Here is a 13,258-nt window from a genome sequence, read left to right as displayed (position 1 = left end):
CACAACGGAAGGTTTCCGCGGATATTTTTAACCGCGCGAGTATATCACATTTCCTACAAGGGAATCCTGAAAAAATAAGAGGTTATACAATTAAAGTTAGAGATGCGCGATCAACTGTTTTTCAATGCCTTAGCAATGGTAGAATGCCAACAAATACTTTAAAGCTAAAACATCATGACTCAGCCAGAAAACAGCACTCAAGCAAACGTTGATCCAGCAGAAATCGCAAAGTTTGAAGAACTTGCCAGCAAATGGTGGGATAAAAATAGCGAATTCAAACCACTCCACGACATCAACCCGTTACGCGTTGGTTATATAGATCGCATTGCGCATCTGGCCGAAAAGAAAGTATTAGACGTCGGTTGTGGTGGCGGAATTTTGTCCGAATCCATGGCTCAACGCGGTGCAACCGTAACAGGCATTGATATGGGCGCCGCTCCTCTAAAAGTTGCAAAACTACACGGTCTTGAAAGTGGCGTTAATGTCAGCTACAAACAGATCCCCGTTGAAGAGCTAGCAGCCGAGCAACCTGAATCCTTTGATGTTGTTACCTGCATGGAGATGCTGGAACATGTTCCCGATCCATCTTCAATCGTTCAAGCCTGTGCCAAACTTTGCAAACCGGGCGGCAAGGTCTTTTTCTCGACACTCAATCGCAATCCAAAGAGCTACCTTTTCGCGATCCTTGGCGCTGAGAAAGTACTGAAACTAGTTCCTGAAGGCACTCATGATTTCAAAAAGTTTATTCGCCCTTCTGAACTTGGCAACTGGATCCGTCAAAGCGGCCTAAAGAATATAGACATGTGCGGTATGACTTATAACCCACTGACGAAAACATACAGCCTTCATCCATCAGATGTCGATGTGAATTACATTATCGCTACGACTAAACCAGAGTAATCATGTCCGATAAACCAGCTTCAGTTTTATTCGATTTAGATGGCACACTAATAGACACCGCACCGGACTTTCACTGGGTTGTTAACACCCTCCTAAAAGAAGAAGGTCGTGATGAAATAAACTACGAATATCTTCGCGGTTATGTCTCTCATGGGGCCAGAGCTATGGTTGGGGCTGCTTTCAATCTAAAAGAAGGTGAAGCCGACTTTGACCGATTACACCAGCGAATGCTTAGCATTTATCTTGAACATCTTGATGTAGATAGCCAACTCTTTTTTGGTATGGCCGAATTTCTAACTTGGCTTGAAGAGCACAACATACCTTGGGGTGTTGTCACCAACAAACCAGAGCTCTACACCACACCAGTAATGCAAGGGCTACAACTGAGCGATTCAGCAAAAAGCGTCATTTGCCCAGACCACGTTAAAGACAAGAAACCAAACCCAGAAGCACTTTTCTTAGCCTGCAAAGAAATCGATTGCGACCCTGAAAGCAGCATCTACATTGGCGACCATATTAGGGATATCGAAGCAGGCAATCGCGCCGGCATGCTAACCATCGCAGCCGAGTACGGTTACATCGATCAAGGCGACGATCCTAAAAATTGGCAAGCCGATCACCAGATATCCAGTGCAACTGAGCTCAAGCCACTGCTACAATCTCTATACACTGCTTTACGTTAATGATTAGGAACAGATCACTATGTTTGAATACCAAGCCCCTGCAGACTTATTAAAGGATAAAGTTATTCTGGTGACTGGCGCTGGCTCAGGCATAGGCCGTACCGCAGCAATAACCTTTGCCGCTCACGGCGCAACCGTCATTCTTCTTGGCCGCACACTAGAAAAACTTGAAAATGTTTATGACGAGATTGAAGCCGCAGGTTATCCACAACCTGCACTAGTCCCTCTCAATCTAGAAAGTGCACAAGAACATGATTACATTGAGCTAACCAACACGCTCGATCAAGAATTCGGCCGAATCGATGGCATTCTTCACAATGCCAGCATCTTGGGTGTGCGGACACCGATTGAAAGCTACGACCCAGTAATTTGGCAGCAGGTGATGCAAGTAAATCTAAATGCACCATTCATGCTAACCCAAACCCTCATGCCACTTTTACAACAGTCAGATGATGCATCGGTTGTTTTCACATCATCAAGCGTAGGACGTCAAAGCAAGGCATACTGGGGTGCTTATGCAGCATCTAAATTTGCGACCGAAGGCTTGATGCAGACACTAGCAGATGAGACCAGCGGCATTTGCAATATTCGCGCTAACTGCATCAACCCAGGTGCAACCAGAACACAAATGCGCTCCGATGCCTACCCAGCTGAGAACCCGCAATCAGTGACCGCACCGGAAGACATTATGCCGGCCTATCTTTATCTAATGGGCAAAGACAGCGCAACTGTCAACGGCCAATCGCTAGACGCTCAATAATTTAGTAGAAATAAAAGACAATAAAAAAGCAGCTTTAAGCTGCTTTTTTATTGTCTAAATTTACTTCGTAACTAGCTTCCTTCTTGACGACGCGCCTTCTGCTTCTTGTAACGACGCTCGTATTTTTGCTTTTCATCAGCCGTCATTCTTGCGCCACGCTTCGGCTTAAGCTCAAGCATTTTAGACAGAGAATTCACTTCTTTACCGGTCATCTCTTTCCATGTGCCCGACTTAACATCGCTAGGCAAGAAAATAGGCCCAAAGCGAACACGTTTTAGACGGTTAACTTGAATCTCTTGCGACTCCCACAAACGACGAACCTCTCGATTACGCCCTTCCATCACTACACAGTGGAACCACTTATTGGCACCTTCACCATCAAAGAACTGCACATCGGTGAAACGGGCCATGCCATCTTCTAACAGAACACCTTCTTTTAGGCGGGACAAAATGCCGTCATCAACATTACCCAAAACACGAACTGCATATTCACGATCAATTTGAGCAGACGGGTGCATCAATGCATTTGCCAGTTCACCATCGGTAGTAAACAACAACAAACCAGATGTATTAATGTCGAGTCGACCAATCGCAATCCAACGCCCCTCTTTTAAAGGCGGCAGATGCCTAAAGACTGTTGGCCTACCTTCTGGGTCATGACGTGTACAGATTTCACCCACGGGCTTATTATAAATAAGCACTCTACGCTCAGCCTGCTTATCAAATATCAACTGTACAGGATGACCATCAACTTCAGCCGTATCACCTTCAGAGATTCGATCTCCTAAGGTAGCAATTGAACCATTTACTGAAACTCGACCTTCTTTAATCCAACGCTCCATCTCACGACGTGAGCCTATTCCGGAGCGCGCCAATACTTTATGTAACTTTTCGTCAGTCATTCGACGCACCTACAAATATGCTAATTAAGACAACAGGTATTAATCAAAGTTAATACCTTTAAACAAAAAAGCCCTTCCATAAAAGAAAGGGCTTCTATAAAACCGTACTCTTATTTTAAATGAGACAGTCTTCTTTAGTAAATCCTTTATCGAAATAAGCCTGAAAAGCTAACGGGGTACGGCCACGACCAGACCACTCGTGAACTTCACCGCTGTCATCTTCTATACGGTATTTAGGCTGCACCTTTTTCTTAGGCGTACTTGCAGCTTCACCAATTAGCCCCATTAGATCATTTAGATCCACACCTGCGTCCTGCATACTTTGGCGAATAGCTTCAATTTTTGCTGCTTTTTCCTGCTCAGCTGCCTCTAGCGCTTCTTCTTCAGCACGCTTATCTTCAGCAATAACAGTTAAATCAGAAATCACTTTTTCTAGTTCAGAAACAGATAATTCCTGGCATTGTTTGCGCAATGAATTTTTGCGCAGTAGAACTTTAAGAAAATCAGACATTTCAAAACCACCAAAATAAAAGTAAGTAAGCAATTATCTTTATAGTCGATAAATAATCAAGGAAAAATATTTTTCAAAAAGAAATAAAAAATAAACTAACCAAAGTCACTTATATCGCCTGCACCTTGTCTAATTATTTCAGGCACATCTTCAACTAAGTTAATTACACTTGTTGCTTCCATACCACAGTAGCCACCATCAATTACAAGATCGACCTGATGCTGCAATAATTCACGCATTTCATAGGGATCCATTAGCGGCATATCTTCGCCCGGCATTATTAGCGACGTGCTCATTATTGGCTCACCCAACGCTTCCGTTAGCGCTAGGGCAATTGCATTATCTGGAATTCTAATCCCTATCGTTCTTCTTTTTGGATGCAATAAACGCCTAGGCACCTCTGATGTAGCCTTTAAAATAAAGGTAAAAGCCCCTGGGGTGTGGGATTTTAATAATCGATAACAAGTATTATCCACTTTTGCATAAGTACTTATTTCGCTTAAATCTCGACACACTAATGTAAAATTATGCTTATCACTTAATTGTCGAATTCGCTTAATTCGCTCCAAAGCGGTCTTATCACCAAGATGACAACCCAATGCATAGGCGCAGTCCGTAGGATAGATAACCACGCCACCTTTATTAATTATTTCGACCGCTTGTGAAATCAAACGCGCTTGCGGATTATCGGGATGTATTTGAAAAAACTGGCTCACTATCACACGCCTTACATAAAGTTATTCTTATACAATCTATTATTTAATAAATAATCAAAAGCGACAAACTTTTAGTTCAATAATTTCTCTAGAACATGCTGCCCTTCAACCTTTATCGGAGGGTACTTTCCTAGGTTAGTCCACCCTTGTGAAGGCGCATGAAAATCACTACCTGCCGAAAGTAGTAAATTATTTTCTTTTGCTATTCTCAACAGATGATAATGATGATCTGGTGTAACTCCTGGATAAGAAACCTCAATTGCCTCTCCACCACATTCAACAAAGTCAGCAATAACTAAACGTAGCTTCGTAAAAGTCATCTTATACTTAGTGGGATGCGCTAAAACCGCAATACCACCCGCAGCTTTGATCACCCCCACTGTTTCAGAAAGTTCAGGCCATGCCATTTTGACATCACCTTTTTTTCCAATGCCTAAATATTTTTTAAAAGCTTGCTGCTCATTAGCAACCGCTCCTTGCTCACGTAAAGCTCGTGCAAAATGGGGTCGCCCAATACTCCCCTGACCAGCCAATTGCTTTGCCTGCTCAAAAACATCAGGTAAGCCCATAGAAACCAGTTGCTGACTAATTTTCTTTGACCGTTCTATTCGAAGATTAGATAAATTAGCAAGATAGGATTTTAAACTGTCGGATTCTAAATCCACCCCTAGCCCTACAATATGAATAACTCGGCCATTCCAAAGGCAGGTTAGTTCAGTTCCTGTAATAATCTTAATTTCTGCAGGGTTTTCAGCCTGTAAAACTTTAACCCCAGCTACCGTGTCATGGTCTGTTAAAGCTAGGACATCAATATTATTGTTTTTTGCCAACTCTAGTAATTCTATAGGGGACAAGGCACCGTCTGACGCAGTAGAATGACAATGTAAATCGTAGTGTGGTAATTCCATATTTTTCACTCTATCTATAAAGAGCTATAACGTTCTTTGTATTTTACCTTAAACGGACTGATTTCAACGACTATGAAGCTGTTACTCGATTTTTTACCTATTATTATCTTTTTCATCGTCTATAAGGCAACAAACGACATCATTTTAGCCACCGCAATCCTAATACCAGCTACGCTGCTCCAAATGCTGTACACATGGATTAAAACGCACACAATCGAAAAGATGCAGCTAGTCACACTAGTTTTAGTTGTTCTTTTAGGTGGAGCAACGGTTGCCTTTCAAGATAAAACCTTTATCCAGTGGAAACCAACTGTTGTTAACTGGTTATTTGGCCTAGCTTTTTTGGGCAGCCAGTTCATCGGTCAAAAAACTATTGTTGAGCGCCTTATGGGTAGCAATATATCCCTCCCGGCGTTCGCTTGGAAAAACCTTAATATTGCTTGGGTTATATTCTTCGTACTGATGGGCATTATTAACCTATTTGTCGCCTACAGTTTTAGCGAAGAAATTTGGGTTAACTTTAAATTATTCGGCATGCTTGGTCTCACCCTTGTCTTTATTATTGCTCAAGGTTTCTACCTATCACGCCACATTGAAAATACAGAAAATAACGATCAGTAGCAGGAGACCTTATGTTTTACGCTATTATTTCCGAAGATGTTGAGAATAGCCTAGAAAAAAGACTGGCAGCCCGCCCAGACCATCTAGCGAGACTGAATCAACTTAACGAAGAAGGCCGCTTACTTATAGCCGGTCCTCATCCTGCCATTGATAGTGAAGACCCAGGCGAAGCTGGTTTTAGCGGCAGTCTAGTTATTGCAGAGTTCAATTCACTGCAAGAAGCGCAAGCTTGGGCAGATAAAGACCCATATATAGAAGCAGGGGTATATGCCAAAGTGGTAGTAAAACCCTATAAAAAAGTATTACCATAACAACAGAATATAGAGAAAATCTGCAACTAAAGTGCACAGTTTGCATTCAGAAATAGATAGCTATCTATATTAGCCAGGCTAAAAATAGCGGCTTTTATCCGACAATAGTCAAAAGATAGTACAAAATATTGGAATGTTTATACTATGTTCAGCTTAGAAGAGTTGTAATAAGCAGATTATTTCTTACAATTCTAAGATACAGAACCCCAATCGTATTTTAAGGACAGCAAAATGAAAAAATTCGCAATTGCTTCAGGCCTAGTGATGGCTATGGGCCTAGCTACTGGTGCACAAGCACACCCAGACAATGCAGGTTACTGGGACGAAACTCCGAACGCTACAGTTTGGAAAACTGGCTCAGGTGGCTGCTGGCGTCACGGCTTCTGGGAAGAAGCTAATGCTATCGAAGGTTGTGAAGGCTACAAAGCACCAGCTGCTCCTGCTCCAGAACCAGCTCCAGCACCAGCTCCAATGGCTACTGTTGAGAAGCACATCGTATACTTCGACTTCGACAGCTCTAACGCTGGCGATGTAAGCGACATTTCTAGCTACATCAACTCTCTTAAGTCTGTAACTAGCGTAAACCTAGTTGGTCACGCTGACCGTATCGGTGCGAGCGCATACAACGACGCTCTATCTATGAAGCGTGTAAATGCAGTTTCTGAAGCTCTACAAGCTGGCGGCGTAAACGGCTCTGTAATCAGCACTGGTTACATGGGTGAAAACGCTCCTGCTAAATCTTGCGATGGCCAGCGCGGCGCTAACCTAATCGACTGCCTACGTGCTAACCGTCGTGTAGAAGTTGAGATTTCTGGTACTAAGTAATTCCTTACTACCTTTATAAAAAGGCGCTCACTGAGCGCCTTTTTTTTCATCATTTTTTTGCCTTCCCCTTAAAATAACGAGCAATAAAAAAGGCAGCCTTGGCTGCCTTTTTATACCGTAAAGGAATTAACCTACCCAAACTCGCGCATTGCGGAACATGCGCATCCACGCACCATCCTCAGACCATTCATCTGGCGCCCAGCTGTTAGTTACAGTGCGGAAAACACGCTCAGGGTGCGGCATCATAATAGTCACACGACCATCAGTAGTTGTAACACCTGTAATACCTTCTGGTGACCCATTCGGGTTAGCAGGGTAAACCTCTGTAGGCTGACCATAGTTATCCACGTAACGTAGAGCCACTGTATCAGATGACTTAAGTCCCGCAAGGTGCGCTTCATCTTTGAATTCTGCACGACCTTCGCCGTGTGCTACTGCGATTGGCATACGAGAACCCGCCATACCCTGCAAGAACACAGACTTAGAATCTTGAACTTCTACCATAGCAACACGCGCTTCAAACTGCTCTGAAACGTTACGTACGAAGTGCGGCCACAAGTCAGAACCAGGAATCAATTCATGCAAGTTAGACAGCATCTGACAACCGTTACAGATACCTAATGCAAACGTGTCTTCACGGTTAAAGAACTGCTGGAATTGATCACGTGCACGTGCGTTAAATAGGATCGATTTAGCCCAACCTTCACCTGCACCCAACACATCACCATACGAGAAGCCACCACAAGCAACCAGGCCTTTAAACTGATCAAGCTCAACGCGACCAGAAAGGATATCACTCATGTGGACATCAACAGCTGCAAAACCAGCACGATCAAACGCCGCGCCCATTTCAATCTGACCGTTTACACCCTGCTCACGAACGATAGCCATCTGAGGACGTGTACCCGTCTGAATAAATGGCGCAGCAACATCTTCATTCTGATCAAACGTAAGCTCAGTATTCAGACCCGGATCTTGTTTATCAAGAATACGATCAAACTCTTGTTGTGCACATTCAGAGTTATCACGCAAAGACTGAATCTGGTAAGAAGTCTCTGCCCACCAGCGCTGTAGCTGTACGCGTGACTCAGAATAGATCTCTTCCTCATTGAAGTGGAAGCGAATCTCATCATCCAAGTTAGTAGAACCTAGAACCTGAGCAATATCGCCAAGACCTGCGGCATTTAGCTCAGTCAGAACCGTTTCTAAGCTATCACGCTTAACCTGAATAACGGCACCTAGCTCTTCAGCAAACAACGCTGCGGCCAACTCACTCTCTTCGCCAGCAAGCATATCTAGATTCAGATCAACACCTGTTTTACCAGCAAATGCCATTTCAGCAATCGTTGCAAATAGACCGCCATCAGCACGGTCATGGTATGCAAGGATTTGACCTTGCTCGTTCAGTTCTTGAATCGCTGCAAAGAACGCTACAAGTTGCTCTGGCTGATCAACATCAGGAACATCTTGACCTACTTCGTTATAAACCTGAGCTAATGCAGAAAGGCCAATACGGTTTTTACCATTACCTAGATCCAAAAGAATCAGGTCAGTTTCACCTTGATCAGTACGTAGCTGAGGCGTCAATGTTTTACGGGCATCTGTTACAGGGGCAAAGCCTGTAATAATCAAAGACATCGGCGCAGTTACAGATTTTTGTTCGCCTTCATCTTCCCACACGGTACGCATAGACATGGAGTCTTTGCCTACAGGGATAGTGATACCCAGCTGCGGACACAACTCCATACCTACAGCTTTTACAGTGTCATACAGTTTTTCATCTTCACCTGGGTGGCCAGCAGCACACATCCAGTTTGCAGACAGCTTAATATCTTTAATGTCGCCGATGCGAGCTGACGCAATGTTAGTAACAGTCTCACCTATCGCCATACGACCAGACGCAGGAGAGTCAACCAATGCAAGCGGTGTACGCTCACCCATGGCCATTGCTTCACCAGTATATGTATCGTAAGCAGCAGTCGTTACCGCACAGTTAGCCACAGGAACCTGCCATGGACCAACCATTTGATCACGCGCTACTTGACCAGTAATCGAACGGTCACCGATAGTGATCAAGAAAGACTTAGAAGCTACCGCAGGCAGTTTCATTACGCGTTCAGCCGCATCTTTAAGATCGATCGAGCTTGTATCGAAAGACGGTACTTCGTATGCTTTGCGCTCTACAGAACGATGCATTTTTGGCGGCTTGCCAAACAACACGCTCATTGGTAGATCAACTGGCTTATTCTCGAAGTGAGTATCACCAAGCGTTAAGTGCATCTCTTCGATCGCTTCACCTACAACCGCATAAGGGCAACGCTCACGCTCACAAATCGCTTCGAAGCGAGCCATATCCGCTGGAGCCACCGCCATAACATAACGCTCTTGCGCTTCGTTACACCAGATAGCCAACGGCGACATGCCTGGCTCATCATTGTTCACATTACGCAGTTCGAAATTAGCACCACGATTACCATCACCTACCAATTCAGGGAAGGCATTGGATAGACCACCTGCACCTACGTCATGAATAAATGCGATTGGGTTTTCATCACCCAACTGCCAGCACTGGTCGATAACTTCTTGGCAACGACGCTCTAGCTCAGGGTTATCACGCTGTACAGAGGCAAAATCAAGATCAGCAGTAGAAGAACCCGATGTCATAGAAGATGCAGCACCACCACCTAGACCAATCTGCATTGCAGGGCCACCGAGGCAGATCAGCTTAGCACCTACTGGGATTTCACCCTTTTCAACGTGCTCATCACGAATGTTACCTAAACCACCCGCAATCATGATTGGCTTGTGGTAACCACGAACTTCTTCACCCGCAGCGCCGTTTACTTTCTGTTCGAAAGTACGGAAGTAACCTGTTAGCGCGGGACGACCAAATTCGTTGTTAAATGCAGCACCACCAATAGGGCCTTCGATCATGATATCCAGAGGTGTCACAATACGCTCTGGCTTACCGTATTTAGATTCCCATGGCTGCTCAAAGCCAGGAATATTTAGATCAGACACAGTAAAACCTGTAAGACCAGCTTTTGGCTTAGAACCTTTACCGGTCGCACCTTCATCACGAATTTCACCACCTGAACCTGTTGCAGCACCCGAGTGTGGTGCAATTGCAGTTGGGTGGTTGTGAGTTTCAACTTTCATCAGGATCTGAATATCTTCCTGATTGTAGCTGTACTCTTTGCTATCCGGTTTTGGGAAGAATCGACCCGCTTTAGAACCAACCATTACCGCAGCGTTATCTTTATACGCCGACAGTACGTTCTCACCGCCCATTTCATTGGTGTTACGAATCATGGCAAACAGCGATTTCTCCTGCGCTTCGCCATCGATATCCCATGAAGCGTTAAAGATCTTGTGACGGCAGTGCTCAGAGTTCGCCTGAGCAAACATCATCAATTCAACATCTGTCGGATTACGGTCTAGCTCGATAAAGCTTTCAACTAGGTAATCAATCTCATCTTCAGCCAACGCTAGGCCAAGGTCGGTATTCGCTGCAACTAACGCTTCACGGCCACCACCCAAAATATCTACAGTCGTCAGTGGCTTCGGCTCTTCTTCTAAGAAAAGCGAAGACGCGTCATCTATACTTGGCAATACAGCTTCAACCATGCGATCGAACAATACAGCCTGTACAGCTTCTACTTCAGCATCAGTAAGATCTTTAGATGCTTGAACGTAGTATGCGATACCGCGCTCCAGACGCTTGATCGCTGATAAGCCACAGTTGTGAGCGATATCAGTTGCCTTCGACGACCAAGGCGATATAGTGCCCGGGCGAGGAACAACTAAAAACAGCTGACCCGCTGGCTCCTGAGCCTCAGCTTTTGGTCCGTAACGTAAAATACGTTCCAATACTTTTTGCTCATCGTCCGATAAAGCTTGTGACAAATCGGAAAAATGCATAAATTCAGCATATAGACCTGTTACAGCAGGAACTGAAGACTGAATAACGGTAAGTAACTTTTCATGACGAAAAGCAGAAAGAGCAGGTGCTCCGCGCAGTGCCAGCATCTCTAATAGAGCCTCTTGATAGCTGCAAATATAAAGCAGTGGTTACAGGAGAAATATAAGTAGTGAATTTTACCGAAACAGCCAGTTGGATACCAGAAAAGCAGTACGATGTTTGATATTAGTCGCAAAAAAGATGCAGCATATGCTCTGGTTATTTTTCTTTTGCTCTGTATTCCGGGCTTATTAAGCTGGAATAGCAAAACCCAGCTAGGCGCGATCATAGAATCTGGCGCGATAAAACTCGTTACACGCAACTCACCGAACACTTATTTTATTGAAAAAGGCAAGCCAGCAGGTTTTGAATACGATTTAGCCAAAGCTTATGCCGACCATCTTGGCGTAGAACTCGAATTGGTTCTTCCTGATGATTTCAGTTCTATTTTCACGACGATGAGCGCACGTGATGGTCATATCGCGGGCTCCATGCTTACGATCACCGAAGAACGCCAGGAAAAGTTTGAGTTCACCCAACCCTATCTCAAAACCACGACTACGCTGATATACCGTCAAACCAAAGGCAAGAAAGCACCCAAAGACATTTCCGATCTACTTAAACCCGGTAAAAAACTAGTCGTCCTAGCCAACAGCAGCCATGCCGAACTCTTACAAGACCTTAAAGCTCAATATCCAGAATTAACTTGGGACGAAACCAGTACTTTTTCTTCTACTGAATTGATGGAACAAGTGCAAAACAAAGAAATAGACTACACAGTCGTTGATGCCGTTACTTTCGACAGCCAAAAAACCTTTTTCCCAGGCCTTAAAAAAGGCTTTGATCTCGACGAGCCACAACCTCTAGCCTGGATGCTCTCCCCTCATCACGACCAAACTTTGCGCGATTCCATTAATCGCTTTCTTGCCCTTGAAAGTACCCAAACTCTGATCGAATCACTAAAAGAAAAATATTTTAATCGCAGTAATCCACTTAATTTCTACGACACCACGACCTTCAAGAAGGATATGCAAACACGCTTTCCGAAGATCGAACAGTATTTCCTTATGGCCGAGCAGGAAACCGGAATAGACTGGCAATTATTAGCGTCCATTGCCTACCAAGAATCTCACTGGGATCCAAAAGCAGTCTCCCCTACAGGTGTCAAAGGAATAATGATGCTAACCAATGCTGCAGCTAAAGAGGTTAATGTCACCGACCGGACAGACCCCATGCAAAGTATTATCGGCGGTGCTCATTACCTTGTAATCGTAAAGAAGAAAATTCCAGATCGCATTCCTGATCCTGACCACTTGTGGTTTGCACTCGCTGGTTACAACGTAGGTTACGGTCACTTAGAAGATGCGCGTGTATTGACCTCAAGAGCCGGGCTAAACCCCGATAAGTGGGATGATGTAAAAAAACACCTTCCCCTATTAACTCAAGAAAGACATTACAGCACTGTCCGTTACGGTTATGCACGCGGGTACGAACCTGTGCACTATGTCAGTAATATTCGAAAATATATGAAGCTACTTAGCTGGGAGATGCAGGTTCTCCAAACTAAGCGCCAGGACGAAGAAGCGGACCTAAATCCAGACCATGAAAGCTGGGATAAAGGACAAGTAGTCGAGGATCTTCTACCCGCCCTTTAGTAGGTTTTGCTTTTTAGCTAATTTTTCGGCCTTGATTTCGGCACGACGACGCTTGAAGAACGCGCTAATTTTTTCGCTACAACGCTCAGCTAATACACCAGCCTCGACCTCAACCTGATAATTCATCCAAGTTTGATCAAGCAACTGTCCATTACTCTGAACAGCCCCAGCTTTAGCTTCAACCGCCCCAAAAATAACACGTCGAATACGAGAATGAACAATAGCTCCGGTGCACATAGTGCAAGGCTCGATTGTTACATAGAGATCAGCACCGACCAGCCTGTAGTTACCGACATTAGCCGCCGCATCCCTCAACGCAAGTATTTCAGCGTGTGCAGTTGGGTCGTGACCACTAATCGGCTGATTCCAGCCCCTACCAATAACCTCACCATCTAGAACCACGATAGCACCGACCGGCACTTCGTTAATTTCTTCAGCTCGATCCGCCAGTAGTAAAGCCTCTTCCATCCAGCGTTCATCTATCTCTCGCTGATCCATTCACCTT

13 protein-coding genes are annotated in these 13,258 nt (G+C 44.5%); 7 read left to right on the top strand and 6 right to left on the bottom strand.

Annotated features, from left to right (window positions below; genetic code table 11):
* Window positions 1–174 precede the first annotated feature (174 nt).
* Genes ubiG through ACMXYU_RS03275 form a run of 3 tightly spaced genes read left to right on the top strand, consistent with a single transcriptional unit; the run spans window position 175 to window position 2,343 of the window.
* Window positions 175–900: a bifunctional 2-polyprenyl-6-hydroxyphenol methylase/3-demethylubiquinol 3-O-methyltransferase UbiG gene (gene ubiG / locus ACMXYU_RS03285; protein ID WP_415883565.1), complete on the top strand. Its 726-nt coding sequence runs from the start codon at window positions 175–177 to the stop codon at window positions 898–900.
* Between the two features lie 2 nt (window positions 901–902).
* Window positions 903–1,583 carry an HAD-IA family hydrolase gene (locus ACMXYU_RS03280; protein ID WP_415900171.1) on the top strand — a complete coding sequence of 227 codons (681 nt, stop codon included), beginning with the start codon at window positions 903–905 and terminating at the stop codon, window positions 1,581–1,583.
* A gap of 19 nt (window positions 1,584–1,602) precedes the next feature.
* Window positions 1,603–2,343, top strand: a complete 741-nt coding sequence (locus tag ACMXYU_RS03275; protein WP_415900170.1) for a YciK family oxidoreductase — start codon at window positions 1,603–1,605, stop codon at window positions 2,341–2,343.
* Between the two features lie 71 nt (window positions 2,344–2,414).
* Here ACMXYU_RS03275 and rluB read toward each other — a convergent pair whose 3' ends face one another.
* The 4 genes from rluB to ACMXYU_RS03255 all read right to left on the bottom strand — a co-directional run bounded on the left by rluB (window position 2,415) and on the right by ACMXYU_RS03255 (window position 5,380).
* The gene (rluB, locus tag ACMXYU_RS03270) at window positions 2,415–3,245 is read right to left on the bottom strand and encodes a 23S rRNA pseudouridine(2605) synthase RluB (RefSeq protein WP_415900169.1); all 831 of its coding nucleotides are present in this window, start codon (window positions 3,243–3,245) and stop codon (window positions 2,415–2,417) included.
* Window positions 3,246–3,360: 115 nt separating this feature from the next.
* The gene (locus ACMXYU_RS03265; protein WP_415900168.1) at window positions 3,361–3,756 is read right to left on the bottom strand and encodes an H-NS family nucleoid-associated regulatory protein; all 396 of its coding nucleotides are present in this window, start codon (window positions 3,754–3,756) and stop codon (window positions 3,361–3,363) included.
* Between the two features lie 95 nt (window positions 3,757–3,851).
* Window positions 3,852–4,472: an L-threonylcarbamoyladenylate synthase gene (locus ACMXYU_RS03260; RefSeq protein WP_415900167.1), complete on the bottom strand. Its 621-nt coding sequence runs from the start codon at window positions 4,470–4,472 to the stop codon at window positions 3,852–3,854.
* 71 nt (window positions 4,473–4,543) lie between these two features.
* On the bottom strand, window positions 4,544–5,380 hold the full coding sequence (locus ACMXYU_RS03255; RefSeq protein ID WP_415900166.1) for a PHP domain-containing protein: 837 nt from the start codon (window positions 5,378–5,380) through the stop codon (window positions 4,544–4,546).
* Between the two features lie 72 nt (window positions 5,381–5,452).
* Here ACMXYU_RS03255 and ACMXYU_RS03250 point away from each other — a divergent pair, with 72 nt between their 5' ends.
* The 3 genes from ACMXYU_RS03250 to ACMXYU_RS03240 all read left to right on the top strand — a co-directional run bounded on the left by ACMXYU_RS03250 (window position 5,453) and on the right by ACMXYU_RS03240 (window position 7,137).
* A complete protein-coding gene (locus tag ACMXYU_RS03250; protein ID WP_415883558.1) occupies window positions 5,453–6,001 on the top strand; it encodes a septation protein A in 549 nt (182 codons plus the stop codon).
* A gap of 11 nt (window positions 6,002–6,012) precedes the next feature.
* On the top strand, window positions 6,013–6,312 hold the full coding sequence (locus ACMXYU_RS03245) for a YciI family protein (protein WP_415900165.1): 300 nt from the start codon (window positions 6,013–6,015) through the stop codon (window positions 6,310–6,312).
* Window positions 6,313–6,543: 231 nt separating this feature from the next.
* The gene (locus ACMXYU_RS03240) at window positions 6,544–7,137 is read left to right on the top strand and encodes an OmpA family protein (protein ID WP_415900164.1); all 594 of its coding nucleotides are present in this window, start codon (window positions 6,544–6,546) and stop codon (window positions 7,135–7,137) included.
* Between the two features lie 126 nt (window positions 7,138–7,263).
* Here the strand turns inward: ACMXYU_RS03240 and purL are convergent, their stop codons facing one another.
* The gene (purL, locus tag ACMXYU_RS03235) at window positions 7,264–11,166 is read right to left on the bottom strand and encodes a phosphoribosylformylglycinamidine synthase (protein WP_415900163.1); all 3,903 of its coding nucleotides are present in this window, start codon (window positions 11,164–11,166) and stop codon (window positions 7,264–7,266) included.
* Window positions 11,167–11,274: 108 nt separating this feature from the next.
* On the opposite strand from purL, the gene mltF reads away from it, so the two are divergent.
* Window positions 11,275–12,753 carry a membrane-bound lytic murein transglycosylase MltF gene (gene mltF / locus ACMXYU_RS03230; protein WP_415900162.1) on the top strand — a complete coding sequence of 493 codons (1,479 nt, stop codon included), beginning with the start codon at window positions 11,275–11,277 and terminating at the stop codon, window positions 12,751–12,753.
* Here mltF and tadA read toward each other — a convergent pair.
* Window positions 12,739–13,251 (bottom strand): tRNA adenosine(34) deaminase TadA, encoded by a 513-nt coding sequence (gene tadA / locus ACMXYU_RS03225; RefSeq protein ID WP_415900161.1) that lies wholly within the window; start codon window positions 13,249–13,251, stop codon window positions 12,739–12,741. The two genes, mltF and tadA, sit on opposite strands and share 15 nt — an antisense overlap.
* Window positions 13,252–13,258: the final 7 nt, after the last annotated feature.

This window comes from Neptuniibacter sp. QD48_11 (assembly GCF_047778095.1).
Lineage (GTDB): Bacteria > Pseudomonadota > Gammaproteobacteria > Pseudomonadales > Balneatricaceae > Neptuniibacter.
This window is presented reverse-complemented; position numbering and strand designations above follow the sequence as displayed.

Bases quoted from the DNA above. Each gene is read 5' to 3' on its own strand.
- ubiG (WP_415883565.1), top strand. From the start codon at position 175: ATGACTCAGCCAGAAAACAGCACTCAAGCAAACGTTGATCCAGCAGAA.
- ACMXYU_RS03280 (WP_415900171.1), top strand. From the start codon at position 903: ATGTCCGATAAACCAGCTTCAGTTTTATTCGATTTAGATGGCACACTA.
- ACMXYU_RS03275 (WP_415900170.1), top strand. From the start codon at position 1,603: ATGTTTGAATACCAAGCCCCTGCAGACTTATTAAAGGATAAAGTTATT.
- rluB (WP_415900169.1), bottom strand. From the start codon at position 3,245: ATGACTGACGAAAAGTTACATAAAGTATTGGCGCGCTCCGGAATAGGC.
- ACMXYU_RS03265 (WP_415900168.1), bottom strand. From the start codon at position 3,756: ATGTCTGATTTTCTTAAAGTTCTACTGCGCAAAAATTCATTGCGCAAA.
- ACMXYU_RS03255 (WP_415900166.1), bottom strand. From the start codon at position 5,380: ATGGAATTACCACACTACGATTTACATTGTCATTCTACTGCGTCAGAC.
- ACMXYU_RS03250 (WP_415883558.1), top strand. From the start codon at position 5,453: ATGAAGCTGTTACTCGATTTTTTACCTATTATTATCTTTTTCATCGTC.
- ACMXYU_RS03245 (WP_415900165.1), top strand. From the start codon at position 6,013: ATGTTTTACGCTATTATTTCCGAAGATGTTGAGAATAGCCTAGAAAAA.
- ACMXYU_RS03240 (WP_415900164.1), top strand. From the start codon at position 6,544: ATGAAAAAATTCGCAATTGCTTCAGGCCTAGTGATGGCTATGGGCCTA.
- purL (WP_415900163.1), bottom strand. From the start codon at position 11,166: ATGCTGGCACTGCGCGGAGCACCTGCTCTTTCTGCTTTTCGTCATGAA.
- mltF (WP_415900162.1), top strand. From the start codon at position 11,275: ATGTTTGATATTAGTCGCAAAAAAGATGCAGCATATGCTCTGGTTATT.
- tadA (WP_415900161.1), bottom strand. From the start codon at position 13,251: ATGGATCAGCGAGAGATAGATGAACGCTGGATGGAAGAGGCTTTACTA.